This is a genomic window from Pseudomonas bubulae, from assembly GCF_900618535.1.
Taxonomy (GTDB): Bacteria; Pseudomonadota; Gammaproteobacteria; order Pseudomonadales; family Pseudomonadaceae; genus Aquipseudomonas; species Aquipseudomonas bubulae.
Map to the genome: position 1 here is coordinate 522,593 of NZ_UYJA01000002.1, position 24,159 is coordinate 546,751.

Consider the following 24,159-nt stretch of genomic DNA (forward strand, 5'->3'; position numbering starts at 1 on the left):
AACAATTGGTTAGGCGTGCTGTTTTTGCTGTAGTCAAAATACTGACAATCAAAGCCAGTCGCATCCTCCCTATAAGTCGGTGATTTATCATGATCAAGATCATGGCCTTCTTGTTAATAGGAGTTGTCACTGCAGGATGCAACGGATTCGTGAAGCCCGACTTGTCGGGGCCGGTCAATGAAGCTTACTTTCCCGTCTTTTCAGGCTTTCCCATGCCGTATATGTACATGGCCTCGGCCGTGCAATGGAATGAGGACTACGCCGTCACCACTGGGCATACCCCGTTTATCCCCAACGTTGCATACCGTTGCAGCACACGCTGCGATCTGGTCTTTATCAAGCATAAAGCCAATGGCCACTTCCCGGCATGGCGAGCGCCGCAGGTGGGAGAGAGCATCACGGCCGTGGGCGTGAGCCCTTACCTTGTGACCACGACGGGTAAGGGCAAAGTGTATAAAACCCCCTTCAGCAATACCGAAGATCACAGCGGTGACCTGTATGCCATTCATGATGCCCCGCTGGTCAAGGGCATGTCGGGTGGGCCGGTGATCGCCAGTGACGGTTGCGTGGTGGGGATCAATGCCGGTTTTTATTCGACCAGCCTGAACAGTGCTATTACGTTGCCTGAGCTGAAGAGCGCGCAGAGAGTGAGCATTTTTATCCCGTATTCGATTGTTGCCCGCGAATGGGGGATGTTGCAGGCGCAGCTTGATGGGGGGCGTGGGTCGAAGTTTGCGGCCAAGTAAAAAAGCACCCTCACCCCGGAAGGTGAGGGTGCTTTTTTTGATGTCAGCGCCGCGCCACATCCGAAAAGTAGAACTTGTCCAGCGTATGCCGCGACTCGGTGTACTCGAACTGGCGCCCATCCTGTAGAAACGTCTGGTTGCTCACCACGATCACATGGCTCTGACCTTCCAGGTCCAGGTGCTGCTGGTCGTCCTTGCTGCGCGGCACCGCTTCGATGGTGCGCTGGGCATAGCTGATCTGCAGATTCAGGGTCTGCTCGATATAGGCATAGATCGAGTGCTCGGCAATGGCCTGATCCAGCCCCGGAATCAGGTCGCTGACAAAATGGTTGATGTCCAGAATCACCCGCTTGCCATCAATATGGCGCACGCGTTTGATGCGGGTTATCAGGCTGCCCGCTGCAACATCGAACTTCTCGCACAGTGCGCCTTCGAGCGGGAACCGGGTGAACTCCACCACCTCGGTACTGACGTTACCGCCCAGGCGCGGGTAGGTCTCTTGAAAGCTGACGATACCGCCCAGCTGGAACTCGATCGGGCTGGATGACAATACAAAAGTGCCCTTGCCGTGGATCTTCTGGGCAAATCCACGCTCCTGCAGTTGTTCAATCGCCTTGCGCACGGTTCCGCGGCTGGCCCCATAGCTGGCCATCAACTCGGTTTCGGACGGCAGGCGCGCGCCGCGGGCCAGGCGTTCAGTGGTGATACTGGCAAGCAGATCCGTGTAGATCTGATTGTATTTGGTCATGGCGAGGGCTCTATGCCGGTTGGGCTCGGGGCCCGGAACCTTAAGGGTTGGAGGGAAGGCAGCGCAAGTACGCGGCAGAAAAATCACTAACTCGTCTGTACCAGTTGTTGCTTTAACTCGTACAGACGAGTATTTTTTTGCTACGGCGTGCTGCCACAGCGACGCTCCATAATAAAAATTCAAGCGAGACCACGCATGAGCCACGACTATTCCCAGATCGCCCGCGAGCTGCTGCACAGCCTCGGTGGTGCCGCCAACGTTGAGCAGGCCGCGCATTGCGTCACACGCTTGCGCCTGGCCCTCAAGGACCCAAGCCTGGTCGACAGCACCACCCTCAACCAGATCGATCTGGTCAAAGGCTCCTTCTTCACGGGCGGCCTGTACCAGGTGGTGATCGGCCCCGGTGAAGTCGAGAAGGTCTATGCCGCCCTGCGTGAGCAGACCGGCCTGGCAGCCGCCACTATCGCCGACGTGAAGCAGCAGGGCGCCGACAAGGCCAACGCCATGCAGCGTCTGGTGCGTGTGTTCTCCGATGTGTTTATGCCCATCCTGCCCGCCCTGATCATTGCCGGCTTGCTGATGGGGGTTAACAACCTGCTCGGCGCCAAGGGCATGTTTATCGACGGCAAAACCCTGCTCGACGCTTATCCGCAACTGGACGGGGTGTGGAGCCTGATCAACCTCATGGCCAATACCTCTTTTGTATTCCTGCCCGCGCTGGTGGGCTGGTCGGCGGCCAAGCGTTTTGGCGGCAGTGAAATCCTCGGCATTGTGCTGGGCCTGATGCTGGTTCACCCCGACCTGCTCAATGCCTGGAACTACGGCAAGGCCGTGGCCGGGCTGGAGGGCCAGAGCCTGCCGTACTTCAACATCCTGGGCCTGTTCCAGATCGAGAAAGTGGGCTACCAGGGGCAGATCCTGCCGATCCTGATGGCCGCCTATGTGATGAGCGTGATAGAGAAATGGCTACGGGCGCGAGTGCCCAATGCCATTCAATTGCTGGTGGTACCCATTACCACCATCGTCATCACCGGGGTGCTGGCGCTGGCGATCATTGGCCCGGTGACCCGTCACCTCGGCATCCTCATTACCGAAGGCGTAGTGCTGTTGTTCGACGTGGCCCCGGTGCTCGGCGGAATGATTTTCGGCCTGCTGTATGCACCGCTGGTGATTACCGGCATGCACCATATGTTTCTCGCCGTGGACCTGCAATTGATTGCCAACCACGGCGGCACCTTTATCTGGCCGATGATCGTCATGTCCAACCTGGCCCAGGGCAGCGCCGCGCTCGGGGTGTTCTACATGAGCCGCAATGTGCGTGAGCGCAGCATGGCCTCTACCTCTGCAGTCTCGGCGTACTTTGGCATCACGGAACCGGCGATGTTCGGGATCAACCTGCGCTACAAGTTCCCGTTCTATGCGGCGCTGATCGGCTCGGCGCTGGGCAGCATTTTCCTGTCGCTGAACAAGGTGCTGGCTTCGGCCATCGGTGTTGGCGGCTTGCCCGGCTTTATTTCGATCATTCCGCAGTACATCCCGATGTTTGTCATCGGCATGTTGATGGCCATTGTCGTGCCGTTTGTCCTGACCTGCGGCCTGAGCCTGAAAATCATTCGTCCGGGTTATCGCGTCGCGTAGCACATCCACTTTCCTGTAGCCGCTGCCGAAGGCTGCGATGGGCTGCGAAGCTGCCCGTCTTGATAGACGGTCCAGCGGCCCTTATCGCAGCCTGCACCAGCGGCTACAACGTCCAAGCAAGGAACACCCCATGCAAGACTGGCAGCGTTCAGTGATCTATCAGATCTACCCAAAAAGCTTTTGCAGCCACGCGGGCAACGCGACCGGTGACTTGCGGGGGGTGGTCGACAAGCTCGATTACCTGCAGTGGCTGGGCGTCGATTACCTGTGGCTGACGCCGTTCCTGCGCTCGCCCCAGCGCGACAACGGCTATGACATCAGCGATTACTACGCCATAGACCCGAGTTACGGCAGCATGGCCGATTGCGAACTGCTGATCCGCGAAGCCGGTGCCCGTGGCCTCAAGCTGATGCTTGATATCGTGGTCAATCACACGTCCATCGAACACGAGTGGTTCCAGCAGGCGCGCAGCAGCCTCGACAACCCGTATCGCGACTTCTATATCTGGCGCGACCAGCCAAACAACTGGGAGTCCAAATTCGGCGGCTCGGCCTGGGAATACGAGGCGCAAACCGGCCAGTACTATCTGCACCTGTTTGACCACACTCAGGCCGACCTCAATTGGGACAACCCCAAGGTACGCGCCGAGGTCTACAAGCTGATGTGCTTCTGGCGGGACAAGGGCGTGGGTGGCTTTCGCCTGGATGTGATCAACCTGATCTCGAAACCGGCGCATTTCCCCCAGGACGACAGCGACGGCCGCCGTTTCTATACCGATGGCCCCAACGTGCATGAGTACCTGCAGGAGATGCACCGCGAAGTGTTTGCCGGCCACGATCTGGTCAGCGTCGGCGAGATGTCGTCCACCAGCCTTGAGCACTGCATCCGCTACTCGCGCCCTGACAGCCAGGAGCTGTCGATGACCTTCAATTTTCATCACCTGAAAGTCGATTACCCGAACATGCAGAAGTGGGTGCGGGCTGATTTCGATTTCCTGCAGCTCAAGGGCATTCTTTCGGAGTGGCAGGTTGGTATGCAGGCCGGTGGCGGCTGGAACGCGCTGTTCTGGTGTAACCATGACCAGCCGCGTGTGGTTTCGCGTTTTGGCGATGACGGTGAACACCGCGTGGTCTCGGCCAAAATGCTCGCCACGGCGCTGCATTTTTTGCAAGGCACACCCTATGTGTATCAGGGTGAAGAAATCGGCATGACCAACCCCGGGTTCGAGCATATCGAGCAGTATCGCGATGTCGAAACCCTGAATATCTATCGCCTCAAGCGCGAAGCCGGGGTGCCTCACGACGAATGCATGGCTGCGATCAAGCAAAAGTCACGGGACAACGGCCGCACGCCAATGCAATGGGATCATCAGGCCAATGCCGGTTTCAGCAGTGTCGAACCGTGGATTGGCATCCCCGCCAACGCGGCGTTTATGAACGTTGAAGACCAGCGCAATGACCCGGCTTCGGTGCTGCATCACTACCGCGAATTGATTGCCTTGCGCCGCGCAGAGCCCTTGCTGCAACACGGTGTATACCGTCTGTTGTTGCCCGAGCATAAGCAGGTATGGGTCTATGTGCGTCAGGGCGATGGCGAGCGTCTGCTGGTGATCAACAACTTCTATGGCACACCCTGCGATATCGAACTGCCTGAAGGTGTGGTTGACGCGGGGTTGAGCCAGCGGCTGCTGATCAGCAACTACGACGACTGCCCGGTGCGCAGCAGTCGGATTTCACTGCGTCCGTATGAGTCATTTGCCCTGCATCTGCAGTGATTACCGGTTTTACCCATAACAATAAAAAAGGTCGTTCCATGAAATCTTCACTCAACTACAGCATCTGTATCGCCAGCCTGTGCCTGCTGGCACCGTTGTCGGCCAGCGCCCTGGAGTTCGCCGGGTATTTGCGCAGTGGCGTGGGCAACTCGCTCAATGGCGGCAAGCAATCCTGCTTCAAGCTGCCCGGTGCCGAGGCCAAGTACCGGCTGGGCAACGAGTGCGAACAATACGCCGAGCTGGAACTGCGCCAGGACGTGTACAGCTTTGACGATGGCTCGGTACTGAGCGTCGATGGCATGGCCTCGCTGTACAACCAGTACGACCGCCAGCTGACTTTCCAGGGCGACAACGGTTCGGCGCGTCTGCCGCAACTGTACGCGCAGTGGTCGAACCTGCCGGGTCTCAACGGCGGCTCACTGTGGGCCGGGCGCCGTTACTACAAGCGTAACGACATCCATATTTCCGACTTCTACTACTGGAACCAGAGCGCCACCGGTGCCGGTATCGAGGATGTACTGATCGGTGGCCTGAAATACAGCTACGCCCTGTCGCGCAAAGACAACCTGTACCAGGAAAACTATGTGACTCGCCACGACTTCAACGTGGCCGGTTTCAACACCAACCCCGGCGGTGAGCTGGAGTTGGGCCTCAGTTATCTGGACAAGCCCGAGCGCACTGACGCCCACAGTGGCTGGGCCATTACCGCGCAGCATGTGCAGAGCGAGTTTCTGGGGGGCAAGAACAAGTTTGCCGTGCAGTACGGCGAAGGCTCGGGCACCGGCCTGGGCTATACCGGCGACTTTCGCCTGGATAACAGCAGCAAGCGTTATCGCATCGTCGAGTTTTTCGACTGGCAAGTGACGCCGCGTTTCGGCGGGCAGGTGGAGGCGGTGTACCAGAAGGATTTTCGCCCCGACGGCGGCAATCAGGAGTGGCTGTCTTTGGGCGTGCGCCCGACTTACGCGATCAGTGAGCAGTTCAAGCTGGTCACCGAGCTGGGGCACGATCAGGTCAAGGCCGCGGACGGTACGCGCAAGTTGAGCAAGTTCACTTTCGCGCCCACCTGGTCACCCAAGGGCCCAGGTTTCTGGACGCGCCCGGAAGTGCGTTTGTATTACACCTATGCCAGCTGGAACGCTGCGGCACAGCGCGCCGCCAATGAGTTTGATGCAGGCTCGGCGCTCTCCGACAGCGGTGCATTCGGTTCGGCCCGTCACGGTTCCAACGCAGGTTTGCAAGTCGAGTACTGGTGGAAGTAAGCGAGCTGTCGGGGCTCGCGCTCCATCGGCATTTAACCGAATCAACTGCAGGTGAAGTTATGGTCACATCCCAACAAGTGGAATTGCTGGCACCGCTGTCCGGTGTGCTGATGGCGCTGGATAACGTGCCCGACCCGGTGTTTGCCAGTCGCCTGATAGGCGACGGCCTGTGTATCGATCCGACGTCGCAGGTGCTTTGTGCGCCGCTGGCCGGGGTGATCAGTAACTTGCAACACACCGGCCACGCCATCAGCATCACCCATGCCAATGGCGTGCAGGTGTTGCTGCATATTGGTCTGGATACCGTCAACCTGGGCGGCAAGGGCTTTACGGCGCTGGTCGAGGAGGGCCAGCAGGTGACAGCGGGGCAGGCGCTGATCGAGTTCGATGCAGACTACATCGCCCTGCATGCCCGCAGCCTGTTGACGCTGATGCTGGTGGTCAGCGGCGAACCTTTTGTGGCCCTGTCACCAGGTGGCGTTCTGGTCGAAACGGGCCAGCCGCTGCTGCGTCTGCAACTGGGGCAGGCCGAGACAGTGGCCGAGGTGCAAGCCGGCGATATCCAGCGTTCCCAGCCGCAGCGTCTGCCCAACCCCAACGGCTTGCACGCCCGTCCTGCAGCGGTGCTCGCCCAGGCGGCGAAAGGCTTTGCGGCAACCCTTCATTTGCACAAACAGGGCGAGAGCGCCAATGCCAAGTCGTTGGTAGCGATCATGGCCCTGCAGGCGGTTTGCGGCGACAGCGTTTACCTCAGTGCCTGCGGCTCAGATGCCGAGCAAGCGCTCAAGGTGCTGAGTGAACTGCTGGCTGAGGGTTGCGGCGAATCGGTCGTGGCTGTGGCGCCCGAAGCGCAGCCAGTAGCAGTGCCGGAGCCTGTGCCCAGCAACGAATTGCGCGGGGTCTGTGCGTCACCGGGTTCGGCCTTCGGTCATGTTGTGCAACTGACAGAAAGCGTGTTGCAGATCAGCGAACTGGCAACCGACCAGCGCCACGAGCGCGAGCAGTTGCAACAGGCCCTGGCAGGAGCCACCGCGCAGCTGCAAACGCTGTGCGACACCACACAGGGCAAGGCTCAGGCCGAGATTTTCAACGCTCACCAGGAGCTGCTGGAAGACCCCGGTTTGCTGGAGCAGGCTTTCGGGCTGATCGAGCAGGGCAAGAGCGCAGCATTCGCCTGGCAGAGTGCCACACACGAAACCGCGACCCTGTTCAAAGGCCTGGGCAATCGCTTGCTGCCCGAACGCGCGCTGGATCTGGACGATGTCGGCCAGCGCGTACTCAAACTGATACTCGGGGTTCAGGACTGCGCACTGGAGTTGCCGGATCTGGCCATCCTGATTGCCGAGCAACTGACCCCGTCGCAGACCGCAACCCTGGATACCCGCAAGGTTGCAGGCTTTGCCACGGTCGGTGGCGGTGCCAGCAGTCATGTGGCGATTCTGGCCCGGGCGCTGGGCTTGCCGGCACTTTGCGGTATGTCGCCGCAGGTGCTGGCGCTGGCTAACGGAACCGAGGTGTTGCTCGATGCGGATCAGGGGCAGCTGCACCTGGAGCCGGATCCGCAGCGGATCCGCCAGCTCACCCTCCAGCGTGCCCTTCAACATCAGCGTCAGCAGCAGGATTTGCAGCAGGCGGCACAGCCAGCCAGTACCCGTGACGGGGTACGTATCGAAGTCAGCGCCAATATCGCGTCCCTGGCCGAGGCAGAGCAAGCGGTGAGCCTGGGGGCAGAAGGGGTCGGCTTACTGCGCTCCGAGTTCCTTTATCTGGAACGCAGCAGCCCCCCCAGCCATGCCGAGCAGGTTGCCACTTACAGCGCCATCGCCGATGTCGTGGGTACCGGGCACAATCTGGTGGTGCGCACGCTGGATGTGGGCGGCGACAAACCACTGGCCTATGTACCGATGGCACACGAGGCCAATCCATTTTTGGGCATGCGCGGAATCCGCTTGTGCCTTGAGCGTCCACACCTGTTGCGTGAGCAGTTCAGCGCGATTCTGGCCAGTGCCGACCTGACCCGTCTGCACATTATGTTGCCGATGGTCACGCAGCTGTCCGAGTTGCGCATGGCCCGCCAGTTGCTCGAGGAGCAGGCGCTGGCGCTGGGGATCAAGACCCTGCCAAAACTGGGCATCATGATCGAAGTGCCGGCAGCAGCGTTGATGGCGGATCTGTTTGCCCCCGAGGTGGATTTTTTCTCCATTGGTACCAATGACCTGACCCAGTACACCCTGGCGATGGACCGGGACCATCCGCGTCTGGCCAGCCAGGCCGACAGCTTGCACCCGGCGGTGCTGCGCCTGATCGCCACCACTGTCAAGGCCGCCCATGCCCACGGCAAATGGGTCGGGGTGTGCGGCGCACTGGCCTCCGAGACGCTGGCGGTACCATTGCTGCTGGGGCTGGGTGTCGATGAGTTGTCAGTGAGCGTGCCGTTGATCCCGAGTATCAAGGCGCGGGTTCGAGAGCTGGATTTCGTCGCGTGCCAGGCCCTGGCGCAGCGTGTGCTGGGCCTGGAGAGTGCCGGGCAGGTGCGGGCTGCATTGCAGCCATTGGTGCAACCCATGACCGAGTTGGAGTCCTGAACATGTTCGATAAAGCGCCTAAAGCATTCTGGAAGGCCCTGACACCCGATCTGGTGGTGGATGAGCCCGCTAAACCGGTGTCGACACTGGATAAAACGGTGCTGGCTGCGCTGGGCGGTGCCGGCAATATCAAGACCGAACAGCGGGTGGCCTTGACCCGGATCCGTGTGGAGCTGGCCGATATCACCCGCCTGGATCCGCAAGCCCTGCGTGTGGCGGGTGTGCCCGGGATCCTGAGCCTGCCGGGTGGGGTGGTGCATCTGGTGGTGGGGTTGTAAACCCAGTCCTGCGGCCCTTAGGTGGGTGCGGGCTTGCTCGCGATGACAGCACTGTGGTGTACCTGCAACACCGCAGCGATCCAATCGCGAGCAAGCCCGCTCCCACAGGCTGTGTTTGCCTGTCAGCTGTGACCCTTCGCCACCCCGCCCTTACTGTTTCGCAATTGCAGGTGTATCGTATTCGCCTTTTGCGGGCCCAACGCCCGCGCCGGATACGAGAGGTAGTTGAATCCATGTCCTTTACCCGTCGACAAATACTCGGTGGTCTGGCCGGCCTGGTAGTGGTGGGTGTTGGCGCAGGAGGCGCTTCGCGTTACTGGCTGGGCAAGGTGGCTGCCGAGAACGCCGGCCACGATTACGAACTGATCAGCGCGCCACTGGACGTCGAGCTGGTGCCCGGCCATATCACCCAGGCCTGGGCGTTCGGTCCATCGGCTCCAGGTACCGAGCTGCGTGTGCGTCAGGGTGAGTGGCTGCGGGTGCGCTTTATCAACCATCTGCCAGTCGCAACCACCATCCACTGGCACGGTATCCGCCTGCCCCTGGAAATGGACGGCGTCCCCTACGTCTCGCAGCTACCGGTATTGCCCGGAGAATACTTCGACTACAAGTTCCGCGTGCCCGATGCCGGCAGCTACTGGTATCACCCCCACGTCAACAGCAGCGAAGAGCTGGGTCGTGGCCTGGTCGGCCCGCTGATCGTCGAAGAGCGCGAGCCTACCGGCTTCAAGCACGAGCGCACCCTGAGCATCAAGAACTGGCACGTCGATGAAGAGGGCGGCTTCCTGCCGTTCAGCATCACCCGCGAAGCGGCCCGTGGCGGTACGGCGGGGCGTCTGTCGACCATCAATGGCAGCCATGTGCCGACCATCGACCTGCCTGCAGGGCAGATCACCCGCGTGCGTATTCTCAACCTCGACAACACCCTGACCTATCGCCTGAATATCCCCGGCGTGGAAGCGATGATCTACGCGCTGGACGGCAACCCCATCGAGCCAAGGCCGTTGGGCAAGGATTACTGGCTGGGCCCGGGCATGCGTATTTGCCTGGCAATCAAGGCCCCGCCCGCCGGTGAGGAACTGTCGTTGCGTGACGGCCCGGTACGGCTGGGCACTTTGCGTTCGGTTGCCAGCACCGATGCACCGGGCGAGTGGCCACCGGCGTTGCCCGCCAACCCGATTGCCGAGCCCGACGTGGCCAATGCCGAGAAGATCAACTTCAACTTTGAGTGGGTCGGTTCGATGTCCGAGAACCTGGGCCCGGATCAGCCTCCGAGCCTTTGGCAGATCAACGGTGTGGCCTGGGATATCAAGGACAAGACCTGCGCTGACCGACCGATTGCCAAACTCAAGCTGGGTCAGAGCTATATCTTTGAATTGAAGAATATGACCCAGTACCAGCACCCCATCCATTTGCATGGCATGAGTTTCAAGGTGCTGGCCTCCAATCGCAAAAAAATCATTCCGTATTTTACTGACACCTATCTGCTGGGCAAAAACGAACGTGCCCGCGTGGCGCTGGTGGCGGATAATCCTGGCGTGTGGATGTTCCACTGCCATGTGATTGATCACATGGAAACCGGCCTGATGGCCGCTATTGAGGTTTCCTGATGCGACAAGGGCGTCAACCCCTGATTATCGACCGCAGCCGCGATCAAGACTTTATGCGCGAAGCGCTGGCGCTGGCCGCTCAAGGCGCAGCGCTGGGTGAAGTGCCGGTGGGTGCGGTGCTGGTGCAGGACGGTGAAGTCATCGGCCGTGGCTTTAATTGCCCGATCAGCGGCAGCGACCCCAGTGCTCATGCCGAAATGATGGCCATCCGTGATGCAGCGACGGCTGTCAGCAACTACCGGCTCCCGGGCAGCACGCTGTACGTGACGCTGGAGCCATGCAGCATGTGTGCGGGGCTGATCGTGCACGCCCGGGTGGCACGGGTGGTGTATGGCGCGCTGGAGCCCAAGGCCGGGATTGTGCAAAGCCAGGGGCAGTTTTTCTCCCAGGGCTTTTTGAATCACCGGGTGCTGTATGAAGGCGGGGTATTGGCTGAAGAGTGCGGGGCGATCCTCAGCGAGTTCTTCAAGGCCAGAAGGGCTCGCTGAGCCCGCTCCCACAGGGGTGAAGGGCGTGTGTTACTTCCTGGCCACAATCACCGCCCGCATTGGCGCCGGCAGGCCTTCGATGGTTTTGCTGTGGTCGTTCGGGTCCAGGTAGTCGCTCAACGACTGGTACTTCATCCACTCGGTGGCACGTTGTTCTTCAACGGTGGTGACGCTCACGTCGACGCAGCGCACATCGCTGAAACCGGCACGGCGCAACCAGCGCTCCAGCGCCGGGATCGAGGGCAGAAACCACACGTTGCGCATCTGCGCGTAGCGGTCTTCCGGCACTAGCACCTGATTCACGTCACCTTCTATCACCAGGGTTTCCAGCACCAGTTCGCCGCCTTTGACCAGGCAGTCTTTCAGGGCCAGCAGGTGTTCGATGGGCGAACGGCGGTGGTAGAACACACCCATGGAAAATACAGTGTCGAAACCTTCCAGGTTCGGCGGCAGGTCTTCGAAAGGAAACGGCAGGTGCCACGCCGCTTCCTGCTGCAAAAAGCGTTGCACGGCCTGGAACTGGCAGAAGAACAGCCAGTTGGGGTCGACGCCGATTACGCTGTGGGCGCCTGCGCCGAGCATGCGCCACATGTAGTAGCCGTTGCCGCAGCCCACATCGAGGATGCGCTTGCCCTTGAGGTCGACATGCGGCGCGACCCGCGACCATTTCCAGTCCGAGTGCCACTCGGTATCGACGTGAACGCCAAACAGGTCGAACGGGCCTTTGCGCCACGGTGACAGGCCCATCAGGGCTTCGCTCATCTGTGCACGGGTGGCGTCGTCGCAGTCGGTGTCCAGGGTCAGGCCGTTCAACAGGTCGATTTCGCTCGGCTTGACGTCGGGCAAGGCATCCAGCGCGCTTTGCCAGCGCTCCAGGTCGCCGTGGCCTTTCTCCATCTTGACGTCGAGCTGGGCTTGCAGGGTGTTGGCCCATTCAGCCAATGGAGTGCCGGCCAGACGCCGGGCAAGTGGGGACAGATCAATCATGGCAAGGCAATCAACGAGGCAAAGTTAAGACACTGGAACCACGGCACGACTTTCGAGAACCCGGCCGCCAGCAGGCGTTCGCGGTGTTCTTCGAGGCTGTCGGGCTTCATGACGTTTTCGATGGCGCTGCGCTTTTGTGCGATCTCCAGATCGCTGTAGCCGTTGGCGCGCTTGAACGCCACATGCAGATCAGTCAGCAGCCCGTGCTCTTCGGGGTCGCTGAAACGCAGCTTTTCAGAAAGGATCAGGGCACCGCCAGGCAGCAGCGACTGGCGGATACGGCCCAGCAGCGCCAGGCGCTCCTGGGGGGCGATGAATTGCAGGGTGAAGTTCAGCGCCACCACCGAAGCCGGCTCGAACGCCAGGGCCAGGATATCGCCTTCGATGACCTCGACCGGCAGCAGCTCCTGAAACATCGAGTTCTGCCCATTGAGGTACTCGCGGCAGCGCTCGACCATTGCCGCCGAATTGTCCACCGCAATCACCTTGCAGCCTTCAGTGCGCACATGGCGGCGCAGGGCCTGGGTGACGGCGCCCAGTGAGCAACCCAGGTCGTACAGTACGCTGTCGGGCCGGGCGAACTGGGCGGCGAGCACGCCAAGGTTCTCGACAATGGTCGGGTAGCCGGGCACCGAGCGTTTGATCATGTCCGGGAACACCCGCACAACGTCTTCGTTGAAGGCGAAGTCCGGCACCTGGGTCAGGGGCTGGGCGAAAATACGGTCGGGTTCTTTGCTCACGGCGGTTCCGGCGGTGGAATTTTCAAAAGGGGCGGCATTTTAGCCAAGTTAGCGCCGGGATGCGCGGTCTGTCTGATAAAGCGTTCAGCGTTTGCCCTGGGAAAACACCGAGGCGGCAATGCCCCACTGGCCCAGCCAGTAACTGAGGATGATCAGATAGGGCGCGGCGCTGAACGGTTGCACAAAGCGATCGATGCCGATCAGGCTGTCCGAGACCACAAACGCCAGCGCCCCGGCGGCTGCCAGCCAGGCCGAGTGTTTCGGTACGCCGCTGCCGAGGCGGGCGAGGGCGCGCCAGAGCATGGCGCTGATGGCCAGGGCGTAGACGCCCACGGGCACCAGCAAATCGCCCAGACCCTGGCTGGCCATGACACTCAACAAGCTGCCACCGGCAAGCAGTGCCAGGATCAAGGCCGGCACAGCTGCGCGGCGGCAGTCCACCAGGTAGGCCTTGAGATAGGCCAGGTGGGCAAACAAAAACGCCCCAAGGCCAAATACAAACAGGTCCTGTGGCCAGGCCAGCAGAATGTCGCCCAGCAGGGAAAACCCCAGGCCTATGCTGATCCTGTGTCGATAGGGGCTGACAGGCCCGCTGTGCAGCCAGCCGAGCAATGCCAGTACCGGTACGGGCTTGGTCAGCAGGCACAGCACCATGGCGTGCGTGCTGACGCCATAGAGGTAGGTGACAGCTCCCATGATCGCAAGGATCAGCCACGCCATATCAGTTCACCGTAATCGGGCAGTCGAACACCTGCGCGGGTTCGGCTTCGGGTTCCCACGGTTGCTGAGAGGTCAGGCGCAGGCGCCCGCTGCCAGGGGCAAATACCTGAAAGCGCCATGTCGATTGACCACCGCTGCCCAGCAACTGGCCATTATCGCTACTGGTGTAGACCTCCGGGCCCAGGCTGCGCAGCACACCGCCTGCGGAGTCCTGGATGGCCCAGCGGTAGCCGGTGGTGGGGTTGCTCGGCAACGACAGGATCAGTTGCTGGCCCACATACAGTTGCTGGGGGCAGTCGCTTTGATCTTCGAGCGTAACGTTGTGTGCAGGCTGTTGGGCACAGGCCGTCAGCAGGCTGAGGCCAAGCAGGGGGATAAGGCGTACAGGGGGCATTGAAGGCTCCGGTCAGGCAAACACAAGGGCGCAGCATAACCCATGAAGGGAGCTGCGCCATTCGTCGCCTGCCGATCAGAAAGAGGCGTGGGGCGGGCTGATGCTGAATTCGCCGCACATCTCCATGCTGTTGCTGTTGTGGTCCAGGCCTTCCATGGTGAACAGCCGGGCGCTGTAGCAACTCTCGACCACGCTCAGGTGCAGGGTGCCGACATCGGCCTGATTCAAGTGATACACCTGGCGGCCATCGATTTCAACGCACTCGATGTAGGACATGGACAGGATGGGGCCGTGTTCGTCTTTTTGGAACCGGTAGATACCCGACTGGATATTGATATCCAGGGTGAACGCAACCGCGCGATAAGCGGTTGAGCCAAAGTCATCGAACTCACCGGTAATGACGATTTTTTTCTGGCTGCTGGCAAAGGTCATTTCCTGCGCGGTAAACGCGGGACGATCCAGCAGTTCGGCCTTGAGTTCTCCCCGGGTTCTGGGGTTGAAGATTTTTTGTCCTGACTCCTTGAGCCTCAGGACATCCGGGTTCTCATATACAGGATGATGAAGTGCCATATTCTTTTCCTGCATTATTTTTGTGGGAATTGGCTCTATTAAGGATGGGAAATGAACAACCGTCTACTGTCATAAATGACAGTAGACGTGTCTAGTACGCGACTTGCGAGGAATTTTGGATCCAATATGCGAACTGTGTTGCTTTAAGCCCGACTTGCCTGATTGGCCGCAGTGAGGCAATCGCAGGCAAGTCAGGGCCTACAAACGGTTTTAAAACAGCACCTTGGCCACATCGGTAAAGCGCTTGGCAAAGTGTACGGTGATGCCTTCCTTCAGATAATCGGGCAGCTCTTCGAAATGCCCGCGGTTCGGTTCGGGCAGAATCAGTTCGTTGATTTTTTGCCTGCGCGCCGCAATTACTTTTTCGCGCACGCCGCCAATCGGCAACACATGCCCGGTCAGGGTCAATTCGCCGGTCATGGCGATGCCTTTTTTCGGCGGCTGATTGCGAGCCAGCGACAGCAGGGCACTGGCCATGGTCACGCCTGCGCTGGGGCCATCTTTGGGCGTGGCCCCTTCAGGCACATGCAGGTGGACAAAAGCTTCATCGAAGAACTTCGGATCGCCGCCAAATTGCTTCAGGTTTGAGCTGATGTAGCTGTAGGCGATTTCAGCCGACTCTTTCATCACTTCACCCAGTTGCCCGGTCAGCTTGAAGCCGCGATTGAGGGTGTGAATACGTGTTGCCTCGATCGGCAGCGTCGCTCCGCCCATGCTGGTCCAGGCCAGGCCGGTAATCACCCCGGTACCGCTGATGACCTGTTCGTTACGGAACACCGGCATGCCCAGTGAAGCTTCAAGGTCTTTGGGGCCGATCTTGATCACGGCTTTGGGGTCTGCCAGCAGCTTGACCACGGCCTTGCGTACCAGTTTGCCCAGTTGTTTTTCCAGCTGGCGCACCCCGGCTTCGCGGGCATAACCGTCAATCACCGCGCGCAGGGCGCTGTCGCTGATGCTCAGTTTGTCTTTGGCCACGCCTGCTTTTTCGAGCTGTTTTGGCCACAGATGACGCTTGGCGATCGCGACTTTTTCTTCCGTGATGTAACCCGAGAGGCGAATCACTTCCATACGATCGAGCAACGGGCCGGGGATCGAGTCCAGGGTGTTGGCGGTACATACAAACAGCACTTTGGACAGATCAAGGCGCAGGTCGAGGTAATGGTCGAGGAAGTCGACGTTCTGTTCCGGGTCGAGGGTTTCCAGCAAGGCCGAAGCGGGGTCGCCCTGGAAGCTCTGGCCCATCTTGTCGATTTCGTCGAGCATGATCACCGGGTTCATTACTTCAACATCTTTCAGTGCCTGCACCAGTTTGCCCGGCTGGGCGCCGATGTAGGTGCGGCGATGGCCCTTGATCTCGGCCTCGTCGCGCATGCCGCCGACGCTGAAACGGTAGAACGGGCGGCCCAGGGACTCGGCGATCGACTTGCCGATACTGGTTTTGCCCACGCCCGGCGGGCCGACCAGCAGTACGATCGAACCGCTGACCGAGCCTTTGTAGGCCCCGACGGCGAGGAATTCGAGGATGCGATCCTTGATGTCATCAAGGCCGGCATGATGGGCGTCGAGCACCTTGCGGGCGTGTTTGAGGTCGAGCTTGTCTTCACCCAGCACGCCCCAGGGCACCGACGACGCCCAGTCCAGGTAGTTACGGGTCACGGCGTATTCCGGCGACCCGGTTTCCAGGATCGACAGTTTGTTGATCTCGTCATCAATGCGCTTTTGCGCCTGGGCCGGCAGGGTCTTGCCTTCAAGGCGCTGCTTGAACTGTTCGATATCGGCGCTGCGATCATCCTTGGTCAGCCCGAGCTCCTGCTGGATGACCTTGAGCTGTTCCTTGAGGAAGAATTCGCGCTGATGTTCGCCGATCTTAAGGTTAACTTCGGCTGAAATCTCTTTTTGCAGCCGCGCTACCTCGACCTCCTTGCGCAGCATGGGCAGCACTTTTTCCATGCGTTTGAGCATCGGCACGCAATCGAGCACCTGTTGCAGCTCGTTGCCGGTGGCAGACGTCAGGGCCGCTGCGAAATCGGTCAGCGGCGACGGATCATTCGGGCTAAAACGATTGAGGTAGTTTTTCAGTTCTTCGCTGTACAGCGGGTTGAGCGGCAGCAGCTCCTTGATCGCATTGATCAGCGCCATGCCGTAGGCCTTCACCTCGTCGGTGGGCTCCTTGGGCTGCTGCGGGTACTCGACCTCAACCAGATACGGCGGACGGTGATGCTTGAGCCACATGCTGATACGCACGCGGCTCAGGCCCTGGGCCACAAACTGCAACTTGCCGTTTTCGCGGCTGGCGTGATGCACCTTCACCAGGGTGCCGTATTCCGGCAGGCTTTTGGTGTCGAAGTGGCGAGGGTCATCAGGGGGCGTGTCGACAAAAAACAGCGCCAGGGAGTGATGGGGGGATTTGCTGACCAGTTCCAGGGTCTCGGCCCAGGGTTCTTCATTGACGATGACCGGCAGCACTTGTGCCGGGAAGAACGGCCGATTGTGAATCGGAATGATGTAAACCTTGTCCGGCAGATTCTGCTCCGGCAATGCCAATTCAGTCCCTCCAGAATGTGGATGGTGTTCGGATTCAGTGTGTTCTACATCGGTGTACTCAGTGGTGTTGTCCGGAAACTCTTGCTGGTCGCTCATGGGGCACCTGCGCAATTGGGTATGGATGTTAGATGGGGCGCGGTGCCAGTGGTTTCAATGGTGAACAGATTTTCATGTGTAAGGAGAAGAAACCCCGTAGACGGATAGGCGGGTACAGGGAATATTCAACTGTGGGAGCTTGACCGACGATCAGGTCATTCTCGTGCCCGTATTTCATGGTCGCTTCGCAATCAAACCCAGCCTCACGCCTTCCTCGGCGGCAGAACAACTGCTTGCACGTCGATTGAAGAAATAATCCGTCAAACCCCCGTGCGCTAGGCCTTTGTCGCCAACAACTTGACAGTAGACGGCCCGAAATTAATGGGTGATCTTCTGTCTGCAGCAGTTGGATCCATAACAACAAAGATGGATTGGAAGGCCACCGGTATGGCTTTTTCAAGGAAGTCGCGGGAGCGCTTATGTGGCCATTGGCATTCACTCAATGGATTGAGGGCGCAGCATGAAGTTGCGCAACAGTTTTCAGGCGCGTATCAGCCTGTTTCTTGCCTTGCTCCTGCTGTTGGTGATCGGTGCGGTGTACTTCGCCGTTAAAGCCGTGACCATTACCGTGGCCAGCGATCAGGCGCAAGAGCAGCTCAAGACCGGAACCCGGGTGTTCGAGCGCTTTATGGATCTGCGCTGGCGGCGTATCCAGTACGGCCTCAACTGGCTGACCAATGACTCGGATTTCCGTGAGGCGACGATCAAAGGCAGCCCCTCGCTGATAGAGCACGCCCTGCAGGAGTTCGAGGCGAGCCTGCATGGCAGTGAGCTGTTTGTGCTGGATCTGGACGGCAATATCATCACCAGCACCCTCAAGGGCCTGCCAGCGGGGCAGGCATTTCCTTATGCCAAGGCTCTGCGGCTGGCCCGTCGCAACACCCAGACCATGGTCATCGGCATCCTGGCAGGGCGCCCGTACATGCTGGTGCAAGGGGTGGTGCTGGGCCCTTTGCCTGTGGTGCGCGTGGTCTCGGGGATGCCGATGGACGACGTGTTTGCCCATGAATTGAGCTCCCTGAGCAACCTTGAAGTGTCGTTTATGACGGTCAAGCCAGGCGAAAGCGGAATACTGAGCAGCACGCAGCCGGACTTCATGAGCGCCAGCATTATTGAATTCGTGCAGGAGCATACGCCGGGCTCGACAATCCATTTCAGCGAATTCCACGGCCGGCGCTTTCTTGGCCAGATGCTGCAACTCGCCAACTCCGGTGACCCGGGCAACGGCCAAGTCATGGCGGTGCTGCAAAGCCCGCTGGATCAGACGATGCAGGCATTCGACTCGCTGGATCGCAAGTTTCTGTGGATATCCCTGGGGGCTTTGCTGGCTTCATTGCTCGGCGCCTTGTGGCTGGCGCGGGCGGTTTCGCGGCCGGTCAGCCTGTTGGCGGAGGCTGCGCAGCGCATTGGCCGGGGCAACTACGAAACGCCGGTGGAGCTTACACGCAGGGACGAACTGGGGTTTCTGGCCAAGGCGATCAATGCCATGCAAAGCGGGATTGCCGTGCGCGAGCAGCAGTTGGCACATAACGCCCTGCACGACCCGCTTACCGGTTTGCCCAACCGCGCCCTGGCCATGGAACGCCTGGGCAGTGCCATCAGCGCAAGGCGCGGCGTGGTGCTGATTTACCTGGGGATCGAAAATTATCGTGTGATCAATGAGAGCTTCGGCCCCGAGGGTGGGGAGCGGATCATGCGTGAGTCCGCCCGCGTGATGCTCGACGCTCTGCGTGAGCGCGATACGGCGGCACGCATCACCGGCAACGAGTTCTTGTTACTGCTTGAAAGCACCCAGGTCGATGTGGGTGTTGCGCTGGCTGACAGGTTGTACGCATTGCTCAAGCGTCCGCTGAGCATTGATGGGCACGAGGTGTTGCTGGAAGTCTGCATGGGCATTGCGATCTACCCGCTCAATGGGCAGAGCGCTGAAGAACTGATCAGCCGTGCTGCGATTGCATGCCGGGATGCCGCCGCCTTGCCGGGTTATTTGCAGGTGTATCAGCAGGACCGTGACCTCGCCCACCAACGGCAAATCCAGCTGATCCGGGACTTGCGCAGTGCCGCCAGCGATGGCCAGTTGCAGCTGTATTATCAGCCCAAAATGGATATCCGCAGTGGCCATGTGCGCCAGGCTGAAGCGCTGTTGCGCTGGCAACACCCGGAACTGGGCATGGTCTCGCCGGCGGAATTTATTCCACTGGCTGAGCGCACGGGCAGCATGTTCCTGCTGACGGGCTGGGTCATCGAGGAAGGTATCCGTCAGTTGTCCGCGTGGAACCGCAAGGGCCTGCATATGCAGCTGTCGCTGAATATCTCGGCGGAGGATTTGCACGGTGAAAATCTGTTGATGACTGTCGAGCGCCTGCTCAAGCGTTATCAGTTGTCGGCTGAGCAACTGATATTCGAAATCACCGAAAGCACGGCCATGCGCGACCCCGAACACTCGCTCAACGTGCTGGAAAAGTTGCGTGACGGCGGGATCAGCTTGTCGGTGGATGACTTTGGCACCGGTTACTCGTCGCTGGCGCATCTCAAACGCTTGCCGGTGCAAGAGCTGAAAATCGATCAATCGTTTATCCGCAACCTGGACGAAACCAGCGAGGACGCGGTGATCGTGCGTTCGACCATCGAAATGAGCCACAACCTGGGGCTCAAGGTGGTGGCTGAAGGCGTGGAGTATCAGCATACCCTTGAACTGCTCGAGCGCTGGCACTGTGATACGGCCCAGGGCTATCTGATCAGTCGGCCAATGGATGCAGTGGCGTTCGAGGCCTGGGTGTGGAAATTGCGGGCAACGGTTTAAAACCGGGCTCACAAAAAAGGCGGCTATCTCTCGATAGCCGCCTTTTTCAATACCAGCTGTAAATCTTACTCAGCCAGTTTGAACGCCATTACATAGTCACCTTTTTTGGTGCCCAGGCCGCCGTGACCGCCCGCCATGACCAGCACATATTGAGTGCCGTCCTTGCCGGTGTAGGTCATCGGGGTGGTCTGGCCGCCAGCAGGCAGGCGACCTTCCCACAGTACTTTACCGTTGCTTACGTCGTAAGCACGCAGGTACTGGTCAAGGGTACCGCTCAGGAAGGCCACACCACCTGCGGTGGTGAAGGTCCCGCCCAGGCTTGGAACACCCATGGACAACGGGATCGGTACCGGCGAGCTGTCACGCACGGTGCCGTTTTTGTGTTTCCAGATCACTTCGTTGTTGGTCAGGTCGACTGCAGCAACATAACCCCACGCCGGTGCCTGGCAAGGCAGGCCCAGTGGCGACAACAGTGGCTCCAGGATCACGCCGTAAGGTGCGCCTTTGTTCGGTTGAACGCCGGAGGTTTCGCCTTTGCGCGGGCCCATTGCAGCCACGTCGGCCTGCGGAACCAGCTTGGAGGTGAACGCCATGTAGCTCGGGTTCAGGAAGGCAATCTGGCGAACCGGGTCAACCGAAATGCCACCCCAGTCAAACACGCCGAAGTTGCCTGGATACACGATCGAGCCTTGCAGCGATGGCGGGGTGTACATGCCGTCATAGCGCAGGGACTTGAAGTTGATCCGGCACAGCATCTGGTCGAATGGGGTTACGCCCCACATGTCGCGTTCGGTCAAGACCGGAGGAATCATGTTCAGGTCAGAACGTGGCTGTGTCGGTGCAGTGTGGTCACCTTCAACAGCGCCGCCCGGGGCCGGAACCTCGGTGATCGGCACAATGGCTTCGCCAGTGCGACGGTCCATCACGTAGATGCTGCCTTGTTTGGTGGAAGCCAGCAGGGCCGGTTTCACGCCATCGGCGGTTTTCAGGTCCATCAGGGTTGGTTGACCACCTACGTCCATGTCCCACAGGTCATGGTGAGTAAGCGGACGGTACCAGCGGACTTTACCGGTGTTGATGTCCAGGGCGGTGATGCCAGCGGCATAACGCTCGGAATCTTCGGTACGGTCGCCACCATATTGGTCAGGCGTCTGGTTGCCCATCGGCAGGTACAGCATGCCGAGGTCTTCGTCGACAGCGAACATCGACCACATGTTTGGCGAGTTACGGGTGTAGGTTTCGCCTTCAGCAATCGGAGTGGTTTTCTCCGGGTTGCCGCTGTCCCAGTTCCATACCAGCTTGCCGGTACGTACGTCGTACGCACGGATCACGCCCGATGGCTCGTCGTTGGAAATGTTGTCGGTCACGTGGCCGCCAATCACGACCAGATCTTTGGTCACGGCAGGTGGCGAGGTGGAGTAGTAACCACCCGGAGCAAAGGTACCGATGTTGTGACGCAGGTCTACCGCGCCATTGGTGCCGAAGTCTTCGCACACTTTACCGGTGTCGGCGTTCAGGGCGATCAGACGGGTGTCGGCAGTCGGCAGGAACAGGCGGCGCGGGCACGAGTTGCTGGATGTAGCAGCAGCAGCAGGCTCGGCAGCGCTTTGTTCAGTGCTGACTTTGGCGTAGGCGTTTTCGTCGTGATAAGTCACGCCGCGGCAGGTCATGTGTGCCCAGCCTTTGAAGTTTTCAGCGTTCTGAGTGCTGATCTTCGGATCGTAACGCCAGATTTCCTTACCGGTATCCGGGTCAAGGGCTATGACCTGGCTGTGCGGGGTACACACATACAGCATGCCGTTGACTTTCAGCGGGGTGTTCTCGGCGGTTGTTTCGCCGGGATCGCCTTCACCAGGGATGTCACCGGTGCGGAATGTCCAGGCTGGTACCAGCTTGTGGGCATTTTGCGGGGTGATTTCTTTCAGCGGCGAGTAACGGTCACCAAAGGCGGTACGACCGTAGGACTGCCAGTCACCATCGGGCATGGCCGGTGCAGCGTTGGTCATGCCAGGTACGGCATCACGGTCCAGTTGGCCTTTGATTTCACCCGGGCTGGTGAACTGGCTGGCCAGTGCAGCCAGACCGGCCAGCACTACGGCAACGCTCAGTGCGCCGGTGGCAACCGGTGCCGACTGACCGCGCAGGACAGGGCGACGGAACCATGGCAGCAGCAGGACGATACCGATGGCGAACCACATGGCCAGGCGTGGCACCAGTTGCCACCAGTCCAGACCGACTTCCATCAGTGCCCATACGGTGCTGGCGAACAGTACCAGTGCGTACAGGGTCAGTGCTGCGCGGCGCCCGGCAATCAGCAGTGCGCCCGACAAGCCAAAACCGATCCCGGCCAGCAGGTAGTACCACGACCCGCCCAGCGTGACCAGTTTGATACCCCCGGCCAACATGGCCAGGCCCATTAGCAGCAGCAAGATACCGAGAAGGCTCGGTAGCAGGCGGCTTCGACTGAAAGCACCTTCAGTGCTCATAGTGTGGTTCTCCGTTGCGTTTGAGGTGTTCCCGCGAGGGTGGGGTCTTTAAGGGACGAACCGACGCGGGAGTGAATCAGCTAAATAGGTGTTCGATCACAACCTTCAAGGTTGTTGTTGCAGTCCGTTTGTCAGAACGCACTTTGAATTTTCAGACCGCCAATCAGTGCGTCATCCAGCTGGCTGACGCCGCCCGGGTGGCGGATGTACTGCAGGTTCGGTCGAACGGTCAGCCAGTTGGTGACGTGGATGCCGTAGTACAGCTCGGCGCTGTATTCAGTGTCCTGGGGAGGCAGGTAGTCCGGGTTGTCGAAATCGTAGATGGCGCGGGCCTGGTTAGTGGCCTGGGCGTTCTTGCGATAAGCCGGGTTGACGTGAACGCGCGCCATGGCAAAGCCGATATCGTCCTTGGGACGGGCATCGAACACGCCTTTGTAGACGACGCCAGCCTGGACGTAGTTGTCCACGGCATTGGTTTTCTTGTCGTGCATGGTGGCATTGGCAAACACACTCAAGCCCCTCGACTGGTCGCTGGCACGGGTAGTGAGCTGTTGTTGCACGCCCAGCCACATCCCGTGTTTGCTTGAACTGCTGCGATACGCTTCACCGGTCAAGGCTGCTGGCTGGCCGTTGGCATCTTTGTAAGCATCTGTTGCCTTGGCATTACTGTAGTAGTAACCCGCGCGGTATTCCCCTGGCAGGCCATTAATTTTTGGCGTCCACACCAGTTCGATCGGCAGTACTGCGCCCTGGGTGCCGCTGCCGCTGAGCTTGAAGCCGTTGCCGCGATCCAGGTTGGACGGGTTTTGCTCATAGGCACCGACCTGTGCGTACAACTCGGGGGTGAGGTGATACTTGACCCGCAGGGCCCACTGGCTGACGGGCCAGTTGTACCAGATGCTGCCGGCCCAGTTGCCCACCTGTGAGCCGCAGAACGCCAGGTTCTGGAAATCGCAAGGGAACGAGTTGAAATCTTCGCCCTGACCAAAGCGGCCGACTTTGATGTCGAGCTTCTGGTCAAAGAATTTCTGCTGGTACCACATTTGCGTCAGGCGCGTGGTCTGGCCACGGCCCCAGACTTCCTGGGCCGATGTGAAACCGCCCACCCGTGGATCGTTGATGCGGTCATTGCTGATGTTGTTGCCGCTGCGATGGGTGATGGTCAGCTGAAATTCAGCGTCGTCCCAGCCCAGGATCTTTTGCAGGTCCAGGTGCGTGCCCAGGCCGAACTGGTCGCTGTAGCGCGCCGTGCGGTCATGGTCATAGCCGCCGTGCAGGTTGGAGCCGACTTCGCCTACATAGTCGAGGGAAAAGGAGTAACCCTGCTTTTCCAGTTCGCTACGGGTACCACCCCAATCGCCGAGCATCCACTTGGAGTCAGCGTCAAAGGCGGGGGCCGCCTGCACGCAAGTAGCCAGGCCCAGAGCGGTAATGCCGCCGATCAAAGCCAGAGCTTTTTGCCCGGCAACAGGAAGCAGCGCGCTGTGTTTGCGCATATTCAGGAATGTGGACATAGGTCGAGATGCGAGTCTTTATAGGTATGGCTGTGGCAGTGGGTAGCGCTGTCTTTGAGGGCAGGGCTGACACTTCAGAGTTAAGGGCGGAATGAATCGTTTCAGCCCTTTATGCGGAAATGATAAAGCCCCGAAACGTTTAGAAACAGCACTTTAAGTGACATGGATCATTTCTG

18 protein-coding genes are annotated in these 24,159 nt (G+C 59.7%); 9 read left to right on the forward strand and 9 right to left on the reverse strand.

Annotated elements, in window-relative coordinates; translation table 11 throughout:
- Positions 1-89: 89 nt before the first annotated feature.
- A complete protein-coding gene (locus PPTH39_RS09115; RefSeq protein WP_095001449.1) occupies positions 90-746 on the forward strand; it encodes a trypsin-like peptidase domain-containing protein in 657 nt (218 codons plus the stop codon).
- Positions 747-789: 43 nt separating this feature from the next.
- Here the strand turns inward: PPTH39_RS09115 and treR are convergent, their stop codons facing one another.
- Positions 790-1,494: a trehalose operon repressor gene (gene treR / locus PPTH39_RS09120; RefSeq protein ID WP_095001448.1), complete on the reverse strand. Its 705-nt coding sequence runs from the start codon at positions 1,492-1,494 to the stop codon at positions 790-792.
- A 195-nt stretch (positions 1,495-1,689) separates the two neighbouring features.
- Here treR and treP point away from each other — a divergent pair, with 195 nt between their 5' ends.
- The 7 genes from treP to tadA all read left to right on the forward strand — a co-directional run bounded on the left by treP (position 1,690) and on the right by tadA (position 11,129).
- Positions 1,690-3,132 carry a PTS system trehalose-specific EIIBC component gene (gene treP / locus PPTH39_RS09125; RefSeq protein WP_095001447.1) on the forward strand — a complete coding sequence of 481 codons (1,443 nt, stop codon included), beginning with the start codon at positions 1,690-1,692 and terminating at the stop codon, positions 3,130-3,132.
- Positions 3,133-3,262: 130 nt separating this feature from the next.
- Complete coding sequence (treC, locus tag PPTH39_RS09130; RefSeq protein WP_130871888.1) at positions 3,263-4,906, forward strand: alpha,alpha-phosphotrehalase; 1,644 nt, start codon at positions 3,263-3,265, stop codon at positions 4,904-4,906.
- 38 nt (positions 4,907-4,944) lie between these two features.
- Positions 4,945-6,168, forward strand: coding sequence for a maltoporin (locus PPTH39_RS09135; protein WP_095001629.1), 1,224 nt, complete (start codon positions 4,945-4,947; stop codon positions 6,166-6,168).
- A 59-nt stretch (positions 6,169-6,227) separates the two neighbouring features.
- Positions 6,228-8,753, forward strand: a complete 2,526-nt coding sequence (gene ptsP, locus PPTH39_RS09140; RefSeq protein WP_130871889.1) for a phosphoenolpyruvate--protein phosphotransferase — start codon at positions 6,228-6,230, stop codon at positions 8,751-8,753.
- Between the two features lie 2 nt (positions 8,754-8,755).
- Positions 8,756-9,031, forward strand: coding sequence for a PTS transporter subunit EIIB (locus PPTH39_RS09145; RefSeq protein WP_130871890.1), 276 nt, complete (start codon positions 8,756-8,758; stop codon positions 9,029-9,031).
- Between the two features lie 233 nt (positions 9,032-9,264).
- The gene (locus PPTH39_RS09150) at positions 9,265-10,641 is read left to right on the forward strand and encodes a multicopper oxidase family protein (protein ID WP_095001443.1); all 1,377 of its coding nucleotides are present in this window, start codon (positions 9,265-9,267) and stop codon (positions 10,639-10,641) included.
- Positions 10,641-11,129, forward strand: a complete 489-nt coding sequence (tadA, locus tag PPTH39_RS09155; RefSeq protein ID WP_130871891.1) for a tRNA adenosine(34) deaminase TadA — start codon at positions 10,641-10,643, stop codon at positions 11,127-11,129. The genes PPTH39_RS09150 and tadA overlap by 1 nt, the downstream gene beginning before the upstream one ends.
- 30 nt (positions 11,130-11,159) lie before the next feature.
- Here the strand turns inward: tadA and cmoB are convergent, their stop codons facing one another.
- The 6 genes from cmoB to lon all read right to left on the reverse strand — a co-directional run bounded on the left by cmoB (position 11,160) and on the right by lon (position 17,180).
- Positions 11,160-12,116 carry a tRNA 5-methoxyuridine(34)/uridine 5-oxyacetic acid(34) synthase CmoB gene (gene cmoB / locus PPTH39_RS09160; RefSeq protein WP_095020384.1) on the reverse strand — a complete coding sequence of 319 codons (957 nt, stop codon included), beginning with the start codon at positions 12,114-12,116 and terminating at the stop codon, positions 11,160-11,162.
- A complete protein-coding gene (cmoA, locus tag PPTH39_RS09165) occupies positions 12,113-12,856 on the reverse strand; it encodes a carboxy-S-adenosyl-L-methionine synthase CmoA (RefSeq protein WP_095001440.1) in 744 nt (247 codons plus the stop codon). The genes cmoB and cmoA overlap by 4 nt, the downstream gene beginning before the upstream one ends.
- A gap of 84 nt (positions 12,857-12,940) precedes the next feature.
- The gene (locus PPTH39_RS09170; protein WP_130871892.1) at positions 12,941-13,576 is read right to left on the reverse strand and encodes a lysoplasmalogenase; all 636 of its coding nucleotides are present in this window, start codon (positions 13,574-13,576) and stop codon (positions 12,941-12,943) included.
- A gap of 1 nt (position 13,577) precedes the next feature.
- A complete protein-coding gene (locus tag PPTH39_RS09175) occupies positions 13,578-13,970 on the reverse strand; it encodes a protease inhibitor I42 family protein (RefSeq protein ID WP_130871893.1) in 393 nt (130 codons plus the stop codon).
- 75 nt (positions 13,971-14,045) lie between these two features.
- Positions 14,046-14,540 carry a hypothetical protein gene (locus PPTH39_RS09180; RefSeq protein ID WP_095001438.1) on the reverse strand — a complete coding sequence of 165 codons (495 nt, stop codon included), beginning with the start codon at positions 14,538-14,540 and terminating at the stop codon, positions 14,046-14,048.
- 210 nt (positions 14,541-14,750) lie between these two features.
- Positions 14,751-17,180, reverse strand: a complete 2,430-nt coding sequence (lon, locus tag PPTH39_RS09185) for an endopeptidase La (protein WP_095018352.1) — start codon at positions 17,178-17,180, stop codon at positions 14,751-14,753.
- Positions 17,181-17,640: 460 nt separating this feature from the next.
- On the opposite strand from lon, the gene PPTH39_RS09190 reads away from it, so the two are divergent.
- The gene (locus PPTH39_RS09190; protein WP_095031954.1) at positions 17,641-19,983 is read left to right on the forward strand and encodes a putative bifunctional diguanylate cyclase/phosphodiesterase; all 2,343 of its coding nucleotides are present in this window, start codon (positions 17,641-17,643) and stop codon (positions 19,981-19,983) included.
- Positions 19,984-20,048: 65 nt separating this feature from the next.
- Here PPTH39_RS09190 and PPTH39_RS09195 read toward each other — a convergent pair whose 3' ends face one another.
- Both PPTH39_RS09195 and PPTH39_RS09200 read right to left on the reverse strand, forming a co-directional pair.
- Entirely contained in the window at positions 20,049-22,469 is a 2,421-nt protein-coding gene (locus tag PPTH39_RS09195) for a glucose/quinate/shikimate family membrane-bound PQQ-dependent dehydrogenase (protein ID WP_095031953.1), read from the reverse strand.
- Between the two features lie 131 nt (positions 22,470-22,600).
- Positions 22,601-23,965 carry a carbohydrate porin gene (locus tag PPTH39_RS09200; RefSeq protein ID WP_095001628.1) on the reverse strand — a complete coding sequence of 455 codons (1,365 nt, stop codon included), beginning with the start codon at positions 23,963-23,965 and terminating at the stop codon, positions 22,601-22,603.
- Positions 23,966-24,159: the final 194 nt, after the last annotated feature.